The 17,423-nt window shown below is 67.3% G+C and carries 14 protein-coding genes; 12 read left to right on the forward strand and 2 right to left on the reverse strand.

Annotated features, from left to right (window positions below):
- Positions 1-73: 73 nt before the first annotated feature.
- Positions 74-1,042 carry a quinone oxidoreductase family protein gene (locus M2368_RS08940; RefSeq protein WP_332487946.1) on the reverse strand — a complete coding sequence of 323 codons (969 nt, stop codon included), beginning with the start codon at positions 1,040-1,042 and terminating at the stop codon, positions 74-76.
- Positions 1,043-1,223: 181 nt separating this feature from the next.
- On the opposite strand from M2368_RS08940, the gene argC reads away from it, so the two are divergent.
- The 7 genes from argC (at position 1,224) to M2368_RS08975 (ending at position 9,149) form a co-directional block, all read left to right on the forward strand.
- Positions 1,224-2,255 (forward strand): N-acetyl-gamma-glutamyl-phosphate reductase, encoded by a 1,032-nt coding sequence (gene argC / locus M2368_RS08945; protein ID WP_133832936.1) that lies wholly within the window; start codon positions 1,224-1,226, stop codon positions 2,253-2,255.
- Positions 2,252-3,466: a bifunctional glutamate N-acetyltransferase/amino-acid acetyltransferase ArgJ gene (gene argJ / locus M2368_RS08950; RefSeq protein WP_105658133.1), complete on the forward strand. Its 1,215-nt coding sequence runs from the start codon at positions 2,252-2,254 to the stop codon at positions 3,464-3,466. The genes argC and argJ overlap by 4 nt, the downstream gene beginning before the upstream one ends.
- A gap of 21 nt (positions 3,467-3,487) precedes the next feature.
- Positions 3,488-4,423 carry an acetylglutamate kinase gene (gene argB / locus M2368_RS08955; protein ID WP_483561429.1) on the forward strand — a complete coding sequence of 312 codons (936 nt, stop codon included), beginning with the start codon at positions 3,488-3,490 and terminating at the stop codon, positions 4,421-4,423.
- Positions 4,420-5,679 carry an acetylornithine transaminase gene (locus M2368_RS08960; RefSeq protein WP_498724361.1) on the forward strand — a complete coding sequence of 420 codons (1,260 nt, stop codon included), beginning with the start codon at positions 4,420-4,422 and terminating at the stop codon, positions 5,677-5,679. The genes argB and M2368_RS08960 overlap by 4 nt, the downstream gene beginning before the upstream one ends.
- 52 nt (positions 5,680-5,731) lie before the next feature.
- Positions 5,732-6,691 (forward strand): ornithine carbamoyltransferase, encoded by a 960-nt coding sequence (argF, locus tag M2368_RS08965; protein ID WP_105658130.1) that lies wholly within the window; start codon positions 5,732-5,734, stop codon positions 6,689-6,691.
- A gap of 1 nt (position 6,692) precedes the next feature.
- The gene (locus M2368_RS08970; protein ID WP_105658129.1) at positions 6,693-7,196 is read left to right on the forward strand and encodes an arginine repressor; all 504 of its coding nucleotides are present in this window, start codon (positions 6,693-6,695) and stop codon (positions 7,194-7,196) included.
- Positions 7,197-7,295: 99 nt separating this feature from the next.
- Positions 7,296-9,149 carry an HNH endonuclease signature motif containing protein gene (locus tag M2368_RS08975; RefSeq protein WP_498724362.1) on the forward strand — a complete coding sequence of 618 codons (1,854 nt, stop codon included), beginning with the start codon at positions 7,296-7,298 and terminating at the stop codon, positions 9,147-9,149.
- Positions 9,150-9,229: 80 nt separating this feature from the next.
- Here M2368_RS08975 and M2368_RS08980 read toward each other — a convergent pair whose 3' ends face one another.
- Positions 9,230-9,781, reverse strand: a complete 552-nt coding sequence (locus M2368_RS08980) for a macro domain-containing protein (RefSeq protein ID WP_105661899.1) — start codon at positions 9,779-9,781, stop codon at positions 9,230-9,232.
- 252 nt (positions 9,782-10,033) lie between these two features.
- On the opposite strand from M2368_RS08980, the gene argH reads away from it, so the two are divergent.
- From argH to tyrS, 5 genes are all read left to right on the forward strand, one after another.
- Positions 10,034-11,449, forward strand: a complete 1,416-nt coding sequence (argH, locus tag M2368_RS08985; RefSeq protein WP_105658126.1) for an argininosuccinate lyase — start codon at positions 10,034-10,036, stop codon at positions 11,447-11,449.
- Between the two features lie 119 nt (positions 11,450-11,568).
- On the forward strand, positions 11,569-12,309 hold the full coding sequence (locus tag M2368_RS08990; RefSeq protein WP_105658125.1) for a maleylpyruvate isomerase family mycothiol-dependent enzyme: 741 nt from the start codon (positions 11,569-11,571) through the stop codon (positions 12,307-12,309).
- A gap of 105 nt (positions 12,310-12,414) precedes the next feature.
- On the forward strand, positions 12,415-12,954 hold the full coding sequence (locus M2368_RS08995; RefSeq protein ID WP_105658124.1) for an adenine phosphoribosyltransferase: 540 nt from the start codon (positions 12,415-12,417) through the stop codon (positions 12,952-12,954).
- A gap of 248 nt (positions 12,955-13,202) precedes the next feature.
- Positions 13,203-15,485 carry a HelD family protein gene (locus M2368_RS09000; RefSeq protein WP_454091147.1) on the forward strand — a complete coding sequence of 761 codons (2,283 nt, stop codon included), beginning with the start codon at positions 13,203-13,205 and terminating at the stop codon, positions 15,483-15,485.
- 190 nt (positions 15,486-15,675) lie between these two features.
- Positions 15,676-16,995, forward strand: coding sequence for a tyrosine--tRNA ligase (tyrS, locus tag M2368_RS09005; RefSeq protein WP_105658122.1), 1,320 nt, complete (start codon positions 15,676-15,678; stop codon positions 16,993-16,995).
- Positions 16,996-17,423: the final 428 nt, after the last annotated feature.

Here is a 17,423-nt window from a genome sequence, read left to right on the forward strand (position 1 = left end):
TGTTGCGGACCGGCGGCAGCAACGAGCGCGCGGTGAATGCCGGCATGCCCAGCCTGCGGATGCCCGGCCATCGCTAGGGAACCAGGATGACCTTGCCGGTGGTGGCGCGCGATTCCAGCGCGGCATGGGCCGCGGCGGCTTCGGCCAGCGGGAACTCGGCGCCGATGCGCACATCGATGTCCCCGGTGGCGACCCAGCCGAAGATATCGCCGAAGCGCCAGTGCAGCTCCTGCTCGGTGGCCAGGAAGTCATCGAGCTTCGGCCGGGTCACGCTCAGCGAACCGCCGGCGTTCAGCCGCTGCAGGTTGAAGTCCGGGACCTGGCCGCTGGCCCCGCCGAAGAGCACCAGGGTGCCGCGCCGGCGCAGGGCTGCCAGCGAGGTCTCGAAGGTGTCCTTGCCGATGCCGTCGTAGACCGCGTGCACGCCCGCGCCGCCGGTGACCTGCGCGACGGTGTCCGCCACCTGGTCGTAATCCACCACGTAGTCGGCTCCGGCCGCCTTGGCCAGGTCCTTCTTTTCCTGCGTGGAGGCGGTGGTGATCACGGTGGCGCCCTTGAGCTTGAGCAGCTGGGTGAGGATCAGGCCCACGCCGCCAGCGCCCGCGTAGGTCAAGACGGTATCGCCGGAGCGCACCATGTAGCTCGAATGCACCAGGTAGTGCGCGGTCATGCCCTGCAGCGGCAGCGCGGCGGCGATGTTAAGGTTCACCGCATCGGGCACCTTGCCCGCGCGCTTGGCTTCCACCAGCGCGTACTGGGCGTAGCCCCGGGAGCCGGAGGCGGTGGCCACCCGGTCGCCCACCTGGTAATTCTGCACGCCCTCGCCGATCTGCTCCACCACGCCGGAGAATTCGCTGCCCGGGGTGAAGGGGTAGTCCACCGTGTACACGCCGCTGCGCTGGTAGGTTTCGATGAAGTTCACGCCGGTGGCCGCGACCTTCACCAGCAGCTGGCCCGGGCCCGGGGCAGGGACCGGGATCTGATCCGGGACCAGCCCGCTGGCATCGGTCGGTTCGTGAACCACAATGGCTTGCTGCTGCATAGTGCCGCGCTCCTTAAGCTGCGTGTTTCGATCCCGGCACGCGATGCCGGGACGGTCTCTAGGGCCAGTTTAGGACTTCGGAGCGCTGCGCGGGCACCGTGGGGCGGATGTCGGGTTACGTGACGAAGAATTTTATGAATATTTATTAGCCTGCATGAATATTTCGCGGTAGAATCAGGTCATGACGATTTCAGTAGCTGTTTCCGGCGCCAGTGGATACGCCGGTGGCGAGGTCCTGCGCATCCTCGCGGCCCACCCAGAAGTAGAGATTGGCGCGATCACCGCGCATTCGCAGGCCGGGCAGCGGCTCGGCTCGATCGCCCCGCACCTGCATGCGCTCGCCGATCGCGTCCTGCTGGACACCACCGTGGAAAACCTCGCCGGGCACGACGTCGTGTTCCTGGCCCTGCCGCACGGCGCATCGGCCGCCGTGGCCGCGGCGCTGCCCGAATCCACCCTGGTCATCGACGCCGGCGCGGACCACCGGCTGGAATCCGCCGAGGCCTGGGAGAAATTCTACGGTTCGGCGCATGCCGGCTCCTGGCCCTATGGCCTGCCCGAACTTCCCGGTGCGCGCGAAAAGCTGGTGGGCACCAAGCGCGTGGCCGTCCCGGGCTGCTACCCGACCGGCGCGCAGCTGGCCCTGGCTCCGGGCTTCGCCGCTGGCCTGCTGGAAGCCGACGACGTGGTTATCGTCTCCGCCTCGGGCACCTCGGGCGCCGGCAAGTCGCTGAAGCCCAACCTGCTGGGCAGCGAAACCATGGGCTCGATGAGCACCTACGGGGTGGGCGGGTCCCACCGCCACATCCCGGAAATGGAGCAGGGCTTCTCCCAGCTCGCCGGCGAACCGGTCACCGTCTCCTTCACACCCACCCTGGCCCCGATGCCGCGCGGCATCCTGACCACCGCCACCGCCAAGGCCAAGCCCGAGGTGAGCGAAGCGCAGCTGCGCGAAGCCTGGTCCGCGGCCTATGCCGACGAGCTCTTCGTGCACCTGCTGCCCGAGGGCCAATGGCCGACCACCGGGGCGGTGCAGGGATCGAACCACGTCCAGCTGCAGCTGGCCTTCGACACCCACGCCAACCGCGTGATCGTCACCGCCGCACTGGATAATCTCACCAAGGGCACCGCAGGTGCCGCGGTCCAGTCGATGAACATCGCACTGGGACTGGAAGAAAATACCGGATTGCTCATGCAAGGAGTTGCACCGTGAGCCTCGCGCACACCAACACCCACCCATCCGCTGCCGCCACCGGGGTCACCGCACCGGCGGGCTTCGCCGCCGCCGGCGTCCCGGCAGGCCTGAAGTCCACCGGCAAGAACGACGTGGTCGTGGTCAAGAACCTCGGCCCGCAGTTCACCGCCGCCGGCGTATTCACCTCCAACCGCGTGGCCGCCGCCCCGGTGCACTGGTCCAAGCAGGTGCTGGCCGACGGCCGCATCGACGCCGTGGTGCTCAACTCCGGCGGGGCCAACGCCTGCACCGGCGCCGAAGGCTTCGCGAACACCCACAAGACCGCCGAATACGCCGCGCAGCTGCTCTCGGTTTCCGCCGGCGACGTGGCCGTGGCGTCCACCGGGCTGATCGGGATGCAGCTGCCCATGGACAAGCTGCTGCCCGGGGTCCAGGCTGCCGCCGGGGCGCTGGCCGACGACCAGAACGCGGCCGATGCGGCCGCCGCGGGCATCATGACCACCGACACCGTGCCGAAGCTGGTCTCCCGTATCGTCGGGGCACCGGGCTCCGGCCAGGTCATCATCGGCGGCATGGCCAAGGGCGCGGGCATGCTCGCCCCGGCGCTGGCCACCATGCTGGTGGTGCTCACCACCGATGCGGTGCTGACCTCCGCACAGGCCGATGCCGCGTTGCGCGCCGCCACCGCGATGAGCTTCGACCGCGCGGACTCCGATGGCTGCATGTCCACCAACGACACCGTGCTGCTGCTGGCCTCCGGCGCCTCGGGCGCCGCCCCGGACCTGGCCGAGTTCACCGCGGCGCTGACCGACGCCTGCTGCGAGCTGGCCGCGAAGCTGATCGAGGACGCCGAGGGCGCGCAGCACACCATCGCGATCCGCACCTTCAATGCCGCTACCGAGGCCGACGCCCTGGAAGTATCCAAGGCCGTCTCGCGCTCCAATCTGGTCAAGACCGCGGTCTTCGGCAAGGATCCGAACTGGGGCCGGGTGCTCTCCGAGGTCGGCACCACCAAGGCCGCGTTCGAACCCGATGAGCTGAACGTGTCGATCAACTCCGTGATGGTCTGCAAGAACGGCGGGGTGGGCGAGGACCGCAGCCTGGTTTCGCTCGAAGAACGCAACGTGTTGATCGAGATCGACCTGAACGCGGGCACCGAGGAAGCCACCGTGCTGACCAACGACCTGACCCACGACTACGTCCACGAGAACTCCGCCTACTCCAGCTAGGCAGAAACTAGGAACACTCCCATGGCCCACACCGCCCGCACCAACCTGGGCATCGCCCAGTCCAAGGCCGAAGCGCTCATCGAGGCGCTGCCCTGGATCCAGCGCTTCGCCGGGACCACGATGGTCATCAAATACGGTGGCAACGCGATGGTCAACGACGATCTGCGCCGCGCCTTCGCCGAGGACATCGTGTTCCTGCGCCACGCCGGGATCAACCCGGTGGTGGTGCACGGCGGGGGACCGCAGATCAACAGGATGCTCGACACCCTCGGGATCGACTCCGAATTCCGCGGCGGGCTGCGGGTGACCACCCCCGAAGCCATGGACGTGGTGCGGATGGTGCTCACCGGCCAGGTGCAGCGCGACCTGGTCGGCCTGATCAACTCGCACGGACCCTACTCGGTGGGCATGTCCGGCGAGGACGGTGCCACCTTGCAGGCAGTGCGCACCGGCACGGTCGTGGACGGCCTGCCCGTGGACCTGGGGCTGGTCGGCGAGGTCACCACCGTGCGCACCGACCAGGTGGACTCGCTGGTGGATGCCGGGATGATCCCGGTCATCTCCACCGTCGCCCCGGAGTTCGACGAATCCGGCGAGCCCACCGGCGCGGTGCTGAACGTCAACGCGGATACCGCCGCGGCCGCGCTGGCCACCGCGCTGGGTGCCGCCAAGCTGGTGATCCTCACCGACGTGGAGGGCCTGTACGCCGCCTGGCCGGACAAGTCCTCGCTGATCAGCTCGATCACCAACGACGAGCTGCGCTCCATGCTGCCGTCGCTGGAATCGGGCATGATCCCGAAAATGGGCGCCTGCCTCAAAGCCGTCGACGGGGGCGTGGGCCAGGCCCACATCGTCGATGGCCGCGCCCCGCACTCGATGCTGCTGGAAATCTTCACCACCGCCGGCGTGGGCACCCAGGTGCTCCCGGCCACCGCACAAAAGAAGGACGCCAAGTGAGCGAGCACGCCGCTGAAACCACCTCCTCCGCCCTGGCTGGAACCGCTGAAGCTGCCGGGCTGGCGCAGCTGTCCTCGGCCGCCCTGGCCGAACGCTACTCCAGCTCCCTGCTCGGCGTCTTCGGCACCCCGCAGCGCGTGCTGGTGCGCGGGGCCGGCTGCCATGTCTGGGACGCCGATGGCCACCAGTACCTGGATCTGCTCGGCGGCATCGCGGTCAACACCCTGGGCCACGGGCACCCGCTGCTGGCTTCCGTGATCAGCAGCCAGCTGTCCACCCTGGGCCATGTCTCGAACTTCTTCACTTCCCCCAGCCAGATCGCGCTGGCCGAGAAGCTGCTGGACATCTCCGCCGCCCCGGCCGGCTCCAAGGTCTTCTTCGCCAACTCCGGCACCGAAGCCAATGAGGCCGCGCTGAAGCTGACCCGGCGCAACGCCGGCACGCCGCAGGCCCCGCGCACCAAGGTGATCGCCCTGGAGCATTCCTTCCACGGCCGCACCCTGGGCGCGCTGTCGCTGACCTACAAGGAAAAGTACCGCGCGCCCTTCGCCCCGCTGCCCGAAAACGTCAGCTGGATCCCGGCCGGGGACATCGACGCGCTGCGTGCCGCGGTGGACGAAACCGTCGCGGCGGTCTTCATCGAGCCGATCCAGGGCGAAGCCGGCGTGAAGATGCTCTCCGCGCAGTACCTGCAGGCCGCCCGCGACATCACCCGCGAAGCCGGCGCCCTGCTGGTCTTCGACGAGGTGCAGACCGGCATGGGCCGCACCGGGGCGTTCTTCGCCTCGGCCCCGGTGATCCCGGACGTGATGACCCTGGCCAAGGGCCTGGGCGGAGGCTTCCCGATCGGGGCGATGATCGTGTTCGGCGAGGAGAACACCCGCTGGCTGGCCCCGGGCGACCACGGCACCACCTTCGGCGGCAACCCGGTGGCCTGCGCTGCCGGCCTGGCCGTCATCCACACCATCGAATCCCAGAACCTGCTGGCCCACGTGCGCGCCACCGGCGCCTGGCTGCGCGAGCAGCTGGCAGGCGTCGAGGGCATCGCCGCCGTGCGCGGCGCCGGGCTGCTCACCGCCTTCGAACTGGAATCCGCCAACGCGCCGAAGCTGGTTGCCGCGGCGCTGGATGCCGGATTCATCGTCAACGCCACCGACGAGAAGACCATCCGCCTGGCCCCGCCGCTGGTGATCACCACCGAGCAGCTGGGCACCCTGATCGCGGCCCTGCCGCAGCTGATCAGGGCCGCCAGCTAGCGGCCGGCAGCAACTTCGCGACCACCCCCTGCGACAGCAAAGGACTAACACCATGAGCGCAACCCGCCACTTCCTGACCGACCTGGATTTCACCCCCGACGAGCAGTCCAAGGTGCTGGACCTGGCCGCGGCGATGAAGGCCGACAAGTACGGCTACCAGCCGTTCGCCGGCCCGCAGAGCGTCGCGGTCTTCTTCGACAAGACCTCCACCCGCACCCGCGTGTCCTTCCACGCCGGCATCGCCGAACTCGGCGGCTCGCCGCTGATCATCAACTCCGCCGATTCGCAGCTGGGCCACAAGGAGTCCATCGCCGATTCCGCCAAGGTGCTCGAGCGCATGGTCTCCACCATCGTGTGGCGCACCTTCGCCCAGTCCGGCCTGGAAGAAATGGCCGCGAACTCTTCGGTTCCGGTGATCAACGCGCTATCCGACGACTACCACCCCTGCCAGCTGATCGCCGACCTGCTCACCGTGCGCGAGCACAAGGGCAAGACCGCCGGGCTGACCATGGCCTACCTGGGCGACGCGGCCAACAACATGGCCAACTCCTACCTGCTGGCCGGGGTCACCGCCGGCATGCACGTGCGCATCGCCGGCCCCGAGGGCTACCTGCCCGAAGCCCGCATCATCGAGGCCGCGCAGCAGCGTGCCGCGCTGACCGGGGGATCGGCCACGATCACCACCGATGCCGCCGCCGCGCTGCAAGACGCCGACGTGGTCGTCACCGACACCTGGGTGTCCATGGGCCAGGAAGCCGAGAAGGCCGAACGCCAGCAGCTGTTCACCGGCTACTCGGTGACCGCCGAAGCCATGAAGCTGGCCAAGGACGACGCGATCGTGCTGCATTGCCTGCCGGCCTACCGCGGCTACGAGATCGACGCCGAGGTCATCGACGGCCCGCAGTCGGTCGTGTTCGACGAGGCCGAGAACCGCGTGCACGCGCAGAAGGCCGTGATGGCCTGGCTGATGGTCGCCTCCGGCCTGGCCGAAGATCCACGAGTGGAGCTCTAGGATGTCCGCCCAGCCAAGCACCAAAACCGCCCGCCAGGCCCGCATCCGCGCGTTCCTGGGCAACAACTCGGTCAAGTCCCAGGCCGAGCTGCTCGGCCTGCTCAAGGACGACGGGCTGGAAGTCACCCAGGCCACGCTCTCGCGCGACCTGGTGGAAATCGGAGCGGTACGCATCCGCGACAACTCCGGGCAGCTGATCTACGCGGTGCGCCAGGAAGGCGGGGACCGTTCCCCGAAGACCGCGATCACCCAGGAAGTGCTCGACGCGCGCCTGGCCAAGATCTGCGCCGAGCAGCTGGTCACCGCCGAGGCCTCCGGGAATATCGTGGTGCTGCGCACCCCGCCGGGCGCGGCGAACCTGCTGGCCCTGGCCATCGACCACTCGCAGATGCCCTCGATCCTGGGCTGCATCGCGGGGGATGACACCATCATGGTCACCACCCGCGCGGCCGACGGCGGCGCCGAAGTGGCCGCCCGCTTCCTGCAGCTGGCCGAGCCGCGCTGACCGGCGCCGCCAGTCCATCGGGCGCTTGCCGCCGCGAACTTCTCCACAGTCCGCGGCGGCTTTGCCATGCCGGTCGAGATGGCGCCCGATGATCGGGGCATGGAACCACTTCAGAGCGCCAGCGCCACGAGCACCGCGGGACCCGCACTGGCCGCCAGCCTGGGGACCGTGGCGCAGCAGCTGGCCAGCGGCACCCCGCTGGACGCCGCCAGCTTGCTGCGCGCCGAAGCCGCGTGCCTGTTGCTGTTCCAGAACCTCTGCGCCCAGGCCTCGGGCTGCGCCGATCCGCGTCTCGCGCTGGCCCACGCCCACTTCGCCGAAGCCTTCAGCCGGCAAGCCGCCCGCACCGTCGTGATGGCGGCTAGCCAGGTGGAGACCAGCGCCGCCCACGCCCTGGACCTCGCCGAATTCGACCACCTGCGCGCGGGCACCACCGATTTCAGCGCCCCTGCGCAATTCGCGCCCGGCCGCACCCTCTACCTCGATGCGGCCACCGTCCTGTCCCAGATGCTGGATGTGAATTATTTCGAGGCCGACCGCCGCGTCAAGGATGCCCATCTGGTCCACGCCCGCAAGGATATCGCCGGCTCTGCCTGCGCCCCGCGATTCACCCTGCTCGCAGAACACTTCGCCGGCACCCCCGCGCCAGGCACGCCAGTCGCAGATCCGTCCACGGAGGCCTTGCTGTCGCCGGCCGGCTGGGCCCTGCCGGGCCTGCACAGCACGCCGGATCCCCGCGAGGTGCTGAAAACCGCCCGCGCGCTGGACAAGTTCGAACCCGAGGACACCACCTTCGACGGCCTGCCCACCACGGCCACTGCCAAGGCCGCCGACGGCACCTTGCTGGAGGAGCATGCCGCCGCGCATCTGAGGGAAGGCCAGATCCGCATCCGGCAGAAGCGCATCAATGGCTTGATCAAGGAGTACAAGGACGCGCACGACCAGGCTCCGACCCCGAAGCTGGGCCTCTTCCGCGGCAAGGTGGTCAACGGGGTCCATGAATTCATCGTCCGTGTCCGGGAGATCGACGCGGAACTCTGGGAATCGCTGATCACGCAGGCCGACAACAAGCGCACCAAGGCCGGCGCCGCCGCCCGCAAGGCCGCAGGCGCCGCCAGCGACAGCCCTTCCGGCGATGAACACGGCGATACCGCAGAGCCGTCTTCCAGCGGACACCCCGGCTCGGAGCCCGACCCCGACCCGGAATTCGACGGCGGCCAGCAAGCGCCTGATGGCAAGGCCGAGTGGGAAGAACCCGCGGAGCACCTCTGGAACAGCGACCAACCTGCTCCGGACTGGGCGGGCGTTGGCCTGCCAGCTCCTGCGGATGATGCCGCGCCAGATCCCGACCCGCCGAACCCGCCGGGCACACCACTGCCGGGCTTGCCGGCAACTTGTTCGGTGCCCGAACGCCGGCTCAATGCGCTGAATGCAATCCTGCGCAATATCGGCCCCGACAGCCAGGGCAAGCGCATCACCCCCGAAATCGTGGTGCACGCGCGCTTCGAGGATCTCCAGGATCTCGCATCGCTCACCGGCATCAGCGCGCACGGCGTGCAAATTTCCGCGCCCCAGTTGCGCACCATGCTGTGCGAAGCCAAGGTGATCAGCCCGATCTACAACGCCGACGGGGTGGTCATGGATATCGGCCGCGATGCCCGGCTCTTCCCGCGCTGGATGAAACTTGCCGCCCGCGACCGGGACGGCGGCTGCCTGGTCCCAGGCTGCACGGCAGACCCGGCACTGATCGAATTCCACCACTTCAAACCGTGGGCCAAGGGCGGCCATACCCGACTCCAGGACTGCTGCCCGCTCTGCGCACTGCACCACACCATGGTCCACAGCGGCTACCTGAAACTGGTCAAGATCAAGGGCCTGCCCCATGTCATCCTGCCCAAGCATCTGGATCCGCAGCAGCTGCCGCGGCGCAACACCTATTTCGCCCGCACCTAGCTGCCCGACCTCGCAAAACTGCCGCGCCCTCGACTGGGAGTGCGCGGCAGAGTTCGTGCGTTAATGCCATTCGGATCCGATCAGGCGGCAATATCCTCCACGGCATCCAGCGAGAACGCCCGCTCGAAGGCGGCCTGGACCTCATCGGTATGCGCGACCAGGATGATCTTGTGGATCGGCGAAATATGCTTATTGGTCTCGATCCACCGGCTGATCGCTGCATGGGCGATGCTGGCAACCTGCTCAGGATCCCACCCGAACGCCCCTGCGCCAATCGCCGGGAACGCGACCGAGTGGGCCTCGTGGCGGGCCGCGACATACAGGGAGTTCACGAAGCAGTCGTCGAGGATCTTGGGGTTCGGCTTGATCAGCGCCAAGTTGGGGGCCGCGGTGTGGACGACCCACTTGGCATGCAGGTTGCCGGCCTTGGTGACGACGGCAATGCCCGAAGGAATCCCGTCGGGGTAGCGGTTGGCCCGAATTTCCCGGCAGGCGGCCAGCAGGCTGGGACCAGCAGCTGCATGGATCGCGCCGTCGACGCCGCCTCCACCGAGCAGCGAAGGATTGGCCGCATTGACGATGGCATCAACATGAAGGGTGGTGATATCACCCCGGTACAGCTGGATTTCCATTGGGTACCTCCGAAGAACGTTCCGTATCGGCTCTATGATCACACCATACGCCCGGGCGCTGAGTACTGGAAGAGGCAAAACTTAAGGTTTCCTGCGTGTTCCGGAGCCTGGCCAGGCCCCGCAGAGCAGGCCGCAGTGATAAGCATGTGATGCATGAATCGGCACACCGTTGCATAAATATGAGTTGCATTGCATAAAGCTTTGCTAGAGTAGGGTGCAACGTCAATTTTCTCCGGCAGAAAGGAACGGGCCATGGCCTCGTCAACAAATGAAGGATCGCTCTGGGGCGGTCGCTTCTCCGGCGGCCCAGCGGATGCAATGGCTGCGCTGAGCAAGTCCACCCACTTCGACTGGCGCCTGGCCAGCTACGATATTGCCGGATCCCGTGCCCATGCCAAGGTGCTGAACCGCGCGGGCCTGCTCACCGATGCCGAGCTGGCAGACATGATCGCCGCCCTGGACCAGCTCGAAGCCGATGTCATCTCCGAGGCCTATGTCGCAGCGCCAACCGACGAAGACGTCCACGGCTCGCTGGAACGCGGCCTGCTGGAGCGCGCCGGCACCGCCCTGGGCGGCAAGCTGCGCGCCGGCCGGTCGCGCAATGACCAGATCGCCACCCTGGGCCGGATGTTCCTGCGCGACCACGCGCGGATCATCGCCCGCGGCGTGATCGACACCCTTGACGCCATGGTCGAGCAGGCCAAGGCGCACCCCTATGCGCCGATGCCCGGGCGCACCCACCTGCAGCATGCCCAGCCGATCCTGCTCTCGCACCTGCTGCTGGCCTACTCCTGGCCGCTGCTGCGCGATGTGCAGCGCCTGGTCGACTGGGACAAGCGTGCCGCCGTGTCGCCCTATGGTTCCGGTGCGCTGGCCGGCCAGACCCTGGGCCTGGATCCGAACTTCGTCGCCGCCGAGCTGGGCTTCGACTCGGCCGTGCACAACTCGATCGACGGCACCGCCGCCCGCGACGTGTTCGCCGAATTCTCCTGGATCGCGGCCATGATCGGCGTTGACCTCTCGCGCGTCTCGGAGGAGGTCATCCTCTGGGCCACCAAGGAATTCAGCTTCGTGAAGCTGCACGACTCCTTCTCCACCGGCTCCTCGATCATGCCGCAGAAGAAGAACCCCGATATCGCCGAGCTGGCCCGCGGCAAGGCAGGGCGCCTGATCGGCGACCTGACCGGCCTGCTGGCTACCCTCAAGGCCCTGCCCCTGGCCTACAACCGCGACCTGCAGGAAGACAAGGAACCGGTATTCGACGCCGCGGACACCCTGGAAATCCTGCTGCCGGCGGTCGCCGGAATGATGGGCACCTTGACCTTCAATACCGAGCGCATGGCGGATCTGGCCCCGCAGGGCTTCGCCTTGGCGACCGACATCGCCGAATGGCTGGTCCGCCAGGGCGTGCCGTTCCGCGATGCCCACGAGCTCTCCGGCGCTGCGGTGCAGCTGGCCGAATCGCGCGGCGTGGAACTGTGGGACCTGACCGACGAAGAATACGCCGGCATCTCCGAGCACCTGACCCCGGCGGTGCGCGAGGTGCTCTCCACCGAGGGTTCGCTGAACGCCCGCAACGGCCAGGGCGGCACCGCCCCGAGCGCGGTCGCAGCGCAGCTCGCCGAGTTCGAGCGACAGCTCGACCAGATCAAGGCCTGGGCCAAGTAGCACCGGGCAGGGCCAAGCGGCCGCCGCGCGGGAAGAATCCTGCCCGGCGGCCGCTTGCGCGTTAACCACGGCTTCGAGCCCTTGCGCATTTGCGCCCGGTTCGCGCTAAAGTGTGATTCATGACTCGACTCCTGGCCCCTGCCGAACTCATCGCGCAGGTCACCACCGCATTGGATGAACTTTCCGTACAGGTGCGGGAGGTTCCCGACACCCAGTACAGCAAGCCCAGTTCGCTGCCGGGCTGGAGCACCGCCCAGCTGATCGCGCATCTGGCCTCCTTCGCGAAGGCCGCCGTGCGCCAGTTCGAGAACGCCGGAGCCCAGCGGCCGCCGCTGATGTACGACGGGGGCGCCGAGGGCCGGATCGAGGCGATCAACATGACCGCGCTGATGCGCCCGGAGTCCCTGCGCGCCTTGGCCGCCGACGCGTTGGCCCAGTTGCGCGCCACCCTGCCTGGTGCCGAAGCCACGTGGGAGCAGCCGGTGGGGTACCGCCCGGGGGCCAAGGCCGCGGACCTGATGTACGCGACCTGGCGAGAGATGCTGATCCACGCCACCGACCTGGACGAATTCCTGCGCCCGGCCGCCAGCTGGCCGCCGGCATTCAGCGCGCATCTGTTCCGGGCGCTCGAAGCCCGCGTTCCGGAAGGAACCCGTCTGGTGCTGCAGCCGCATGGCAAACCCCGGATGGTGCTCGGGGACGGGGCGAAATCGTGGGTGCTCTCGGGCGCCGATTTCGACTTGGCCGCATGGATGGCCGGACGCCCTGCGGCCGGGCCGGTGCAGGTTACCGCGGCCGCCGACGGGGCCGCGGACCCGCAGCTGCTGCCCTGGCCCAGCGATCGCTTGATGAACCGCTAGCCTGGATGGTTAACCGCCGTACCGCATGGACACCGCCCAAAATGTGCTCATGATTATGCACGATCGTGCGGCGTGCGGCGCGCGGAGGGACTAAAATTACTAGGCGTGACTACTTCTGAGAGCATTAGCGACCTGCTGGATCGACTGTGCGAGATCGTGCCCGACTACCCGCAGCCAGGGATCTCCTTCAAGGACCTCACCCCGGTCTTCGCCGACCCGACCGGCCTGCGCCGCATGGTCGACGAGCTGATCGCCCCCTTCGAGGGGCAGTTCGACATCGTCGCGGGCCTCGAAGCCCGCGGTTTCGTGCTGGCGGCGGCCGCCGCCTACGCCTCGGGGAAGGGCATGCTGACCATCCGCAAGGCCGGCAAGCTGCCGCGCGAGGTCTACCGCGACGAGTACACCTTGGAATACGGCACCAGTTGCCTGGAGGTGCACAAGGACGAGATCGCCCCGGGCACCCGCGTGCTGATTCTCGACGACGTGCTGGCCACCGGCGGCACCGTGGGTTCAGCGGTCCGCCTGCTGGAGCAGACCGGTGCCAGGATCGCCGGCGTCGGCGTCGTGCTGGAACTCGATGGCCTCGAAGGACGGGCCAAGCTGCCGGGGCACAAGGTGCTCTCCTTGCAGGTCGTCCACTCCTGAGCCGGGCAGCGCGGTGCCGAAGCGGCAGCCGGGAAGCGGCGCGCAGGTAACAAACCGCCACGCTTCCACGCCGCTGGCGAACAGCCCGGCAGCGGGCCCGCCCAGCGCTTGGCACCGGTGCGCGCGATTACCTGCGCCGGGCCAAAGGCGCGTATCATTATCTGTCCTGTGTTTTTACGTGGGAACCGTTTTACGTAGGGCCCTGTGCTTTGCGCAGGGGCACATTTTGAGCGCGAGGGGAAACTGGGTTGACCGATACGATCGAGGCCGATCTGTTAGCTGAATCCGACTATGTGGGCCGCCTGTACGCGCGGCTGGACGAGTTGCGCGCCGAAAAGGTGGAGCAGCTTGAGCGCACCCGGGCCCAGGGGGCGGTGGGCACCTTCCAGAACATGTCCGAACGCGACTCTTTCGCCACCCTCTACGAGGACCGGATTGCCCAGCTCGACGCCGTCGAGGACCGCCTGGTCTTCGGCCGCCTGGATATGGCAGCCAACGGCCAGGGGCAGGAAGCCGGCAACGGCTCATCCTCCGGCACTCCCCGCTACATCGGCCGCATCGGCCTGTCCGACGAGGACCTGAACCGGCTGATGATCGACTGGCGCGCCAGCGAAGCGGCCCCCTTCTACCAGGCGACCGCGCTGAATCCGCGCGGGGTGCGCCGCCGCCGCCACCTGATGCTCAAGGGCCGGACCGTGGCCGGCATCGAGGACGACGTGCTCGACGAGACCTGGCTGGATGAGGGGCACACCCACCACGGCGAGGGCGCGCTGATGGCCGCTTTGCGCGAGAAGCGCACCGGCCGCATGGGCGATATCGTCGGCACCATCCAGGCCGAGCAGGATGCGATCATCCGCGCGCAGCTGCCCGGCGCCGTCGTGGTCCAGGGCGGTCCGGGCACCGGCAAGACCGCCGTCGCCCTGCACCGCGCGGCGTTCCTGCTCTACGAGTACCGCGAACGGCTGAAGAACGCCGGGGTGCTGATCGTCGGCCCGTCCACTTCCTTCATGCGCTACATCGAGCGCGTACTGCCCTCGCTGGGCGAGACCGGCGTGGTCATGTCCTCGGTGGGCGAGCTCTACCACGGCATCCACGCCGTGCCGGAAACCAACCGCACCGTCGCCCGGCTCAAGGGCCAGCTGTCCATGGCCAGGGTGATCGCCACTGCGGTGCGCAACCGCCAGCGGCTGATTCCGGAAACCCGCACCCTGGTGGTGGAGGGAACCCGCCTGACCCTGACCCCGAAAATGGTCAAGAACGCGCGCGAACGCGCCCGCCACACCCACAAGCCCTACAACGAGGCGCGCGAAACCTTCGTCAAGGTGCTGGTGGGGGACCTGGCCGAACAGCTGCGCCGCAAGCTGGAGGAATCGGCCGGGCAGTCCTCGACCACCGACCGTTCCTACCTGCCCCAGGAAGTGCGCGAATCGCACGATGTGCGCGTGGCGCTGAACCTGTGCTGGATGCCGATGACCCCGCAGCAGCTGGTGGCAGAGTTGTTCGCCACCCCGCACCTTTTGGCCGCCGCGGCCCCGCACCTGAAGGAAACGGACCGCGACGCCCTGTACCGCCGGGCCGGCTCGCCGTTCACCGAGGCCGATGTGCCGCTGCTCGATGAGGCATCCGGGCTGCTCGGCGAGTTCGCCGACCCGCTGGCCGGCACGCACACCGCCCAGTACGAGGCCGACGTGGAAAATGCCAAGGCCGCGCTGCGCAATATGCACACCATGCTGGAAAACGCCGGCATCGACGGAGTGGTCACCGCGGAGCAGGTGGCCGGAGTGAACCAGGAAACTGCGGCCCGGCTCACGGCCGCCGAACGCGCCGTCGCCGATCGCACCTGGGCCTACGGGCACATCGTGGTCGACGAGGCGCAGGAGCTTTCGCCGATGCAGTGGCGCCTGCTGGTTCGCCGCTGCCCGATGAAGTCCTTCACCATCGTGGGCGACATCGCCCAGACCTCGGCCGCCTCGGGCGCCAGCAGCTGGTCCCAGGCCCTGGAGCCGTTCTTCGGTGAGCGCTTCGAGCTCGAAGAGCTGACCGTCAACTACCGCACCCCGGCGCAGATCGCCGACGCGGCGGTGCGCGTGGCCCAGGCCGCCGGCCTGCGGATCACCACCCCGCAGGCGGTCCGCGAAGGCGACTGGCCACCGGTGCTGACCAAAACCACCGAGGCCGAAGTCCAGGATGCGGTCCTGGCCGCGCTGGGCGAGGAGCTGGAGTACTCGGCCGGGGGACTGCAGGCGATCATCGTGCCTCAGCAGGATCTGGCCCGCATCCGCGCGGCGGTCCAGGACGTGCATGGCGACCGCGTTGGCGCCGGTTCGGGCGGATTGAGCCAGGACATCGTGGTGATCACCGCGCGCGAGTCCAAGGGCCTGGAATTCGACGGCGTGCTGATCCTGGAACCGGCCGAGCTGGTCGACGAGGTGGACGGCGGCGTGGGCGATTTGTATGTGGCGATGACCCGTACCACCCAGCGCCTGCGCGTGGTCCACACCCGCGAACTGCCTGAAGGCCTGGAAGGCTAGCAGCGCACCGGGGGGTCGGCTATGTGACCAAGGGGCGGGCCGGGGAAGTGGCACGAGCCTGCCACCAAGCGATAACCTTAAACCCATGCGCCGGGAAGGCAACCCCAACTCCCGGTGCGATCACAGGTGCACGCAAGCAGCAACGCGGGCACTCGGGGCAGAACGAAGACAGAAAATGGTCACAGTGAGCATGTCTGATACGAAGCAGAATCCCGTGATTGCGGGACAGAGCAACGACGCATCTTTCGAGAACGTCTGGCAGGAACTCAAGTGGCGCGGCCTGGTGCACGTGTCCACCGACGAAACCGAGCTGGAACGAGCCCTGTCCGAAGAGTCTGTGACCTACTATTGCGGGTTCGATCCCACTGCGCCGTCCCTGCATCTGGGCAACCTGGTGCAGTTGCTGAATATGCGCCGCCTGCAGCTGGCCGGCCACAAGCCGCTGGCCCTGGTTGGCGGTTCCACCGGCCTGATCGGCGACCCGCGCCAAACTGCGGAGCGCACCTTGAACACCAGGGAGACGGTGACCGAGTGGGTCGCCAAGCTCCAGGCGCAGGTTTCCCGCTTCCTCTCCGATGAGGGCGAGAACGCGGTGCAGCTGGTCAACAACCTGGACTGGACGCAGCAGCTGTCGGCCTTGGACTTCTTGCGCGATGTGGGCAAGTACTTCCGTGTGGGCACGATGATCAAGAAGGAGATCGTCGCCGCGCGACTGAACTCCGACGAGGGCATCAGCTACACCGAGTTCTCCTACCAGGTGCTGCAGGGCTACGACTTCCTGGAGCTGAACCGCCAGTACGGCTGCACCCTGCAGACCGGCGGCTCGGACCAGTGGGGCAACCTGACCAGCGGCACCGACCTGATCCGCAAGGTCCAGGGCAACTCGGTGCACGCCTACGGCACCCCGCTGATCACCAACTCCGACGGCACCAAGTTCGGCAAGTCCGAGGGCAACGCCATCTGGCTGGATGCCGAAATGTGCAGCCCGTACACCTTCTACCAGTTCTGGCTGAACACCTCCGACGCGGATGTGATCGACCGCTTGAAGGTATTCACCTTCCTGACCCGCGAGCAGATCGCGGAACTGGCAACCGAAGTTGCAGAGCGCCCGTTCAAGCGCGTCGCCCAGCGCACCTTGGCCTGGGAAGTCACTTCCCTGGTTCACGGTGTGCAGGCTACCGAGCAGGTGATCGCCGCTTCGGCTGCGGTCTTCGGCAATGGCGATCTGGGCGCGATTGATCTTCCTACCTTGGAATCGGTTATCGCGGAGCTGCCTTCGGCGAAGGTTGCTGCGGACGATCTGGGCATTTTGAATGTCCTGGTTGCCTCGGGCCTGAGCAAGTCATTGTCCGAAGCACGCCGTACGGTCACTGAAGGTGGCGCCTACGTCAATAACGGCAAGGTTGGCGGCATCGAAACTGAACTGGCCGAGGCGGACTTCCTGCATGGCCGCTACGCGATCGTGCGCCGCGGCAAGAAGAACATGGCAGTGGCTGAACTGGCCAAGTAGCGCCCAGTAACTACCGCACTACACGAAACCGCCGGAAAAGCTTGTGAACCAAGACACTTTTCCGGCGGTTTTGTTGTACCTAATTATGATAATCCCTAGTCAAGGTCGGATTAGTGGCTGAAATTCGACCCGTAGGCCGATTTTGCGTCGTGGCTGAACCCGTGTAGAGTTTTATCTCGCGCCGCTGATCCGGACAGCCTGAAAGGGCGAAACGGAAACGGCGGGGTGAACAAGACTGAAACGTCGAGTTGACAACGGTCAACTTGGTGGTAAGCTTGTAAAGTTGCTCCGGAGCGAAGCAGTCATCGAAGGATTGGTGGTTGTGGTGTCGAGAGTGTTTGTTGTTTGAGAACTCAATAGTGTGCCAAGTTTGTTGATACCGAATATTTTTATTTGGTGAATACATAACATTTGCTTGAGGCATTGCA

This window comes from Arthrobacter sp. JUb119 (assembly GCF_024807995.1).
In the GTDB taxonomy this organism is placed as follows: domain Bacteria; phylum Actinomycetota; class Actinomycetes; order Actinomycetales; family Micrococcaceae; genus Glutamicibacter.

Coding starts and splice junctions, on each gene's coding strand:
- M2368_RS08980 (WP_105661899.1), bottom strand. CDS start 9,781: ATGGAAATCCAGCTGTACCGGGGTGATATCACCACCCTTCATGTTGAT.
- argB (WP_483561429.1), top strand. CDS start 3,488: ATGGCCCACACCGCCCGCACCAACCTGGGCATCGCCCAGTCCAAGGCC.
- M2368_RS08975 (WP_498724362.1), top strand. CDS start 7,296: ATGGAACCACTTCAGAGCGCCAGCGCCACGAGCACCGCGGGACCCGCA.
- tyrS (WP_105658122.1), top strand. CDS start 15,676: ATGTCTGATACGAAGCAGAATCCCGTGATTGCGGGACAGAGCAACGAC.
- M2368_RS08990 (WP_105658125.1), top strand. CDS start 11,569: ATGACTCGACTCCTGGCCCCTGCCGAACTCATCGCGCAGGTCACCACC.
- argH (WP_105658126.1), top strand. CDS start 10,034: ATGGCCTCGTCAACAAATGAAGGATCGCTCTGGGGCGGTCGCTTCTCC.
- M2368_RS08970 (WP_105658129.1), top strand. CDS start 6,693: ATGTCCGCCCAGCCAAGCACCAAAACCGCCCGCCAGGCCCGCATCCGC.
- argF (WP_105658130.1), top strand. CDS start 5,732: ATGAGCGCAACCCGCCACTTCCTGACCGACCTGGATTTCACCCCCGAC.
- argC (WP_133832936.1), top strand. CDS start 1,224: ATGACGATTTCAGTAGCTGTTTCCGGCGCCAGTGGATACGCCGGTGGC.
- M2368_RS08940 (WP_332487946.1), bottom strand. CDS start 1,042: ATGCAGCAGCAAGCCATTGTGGTTCACGAACCGACCGATGCCAGCGGG.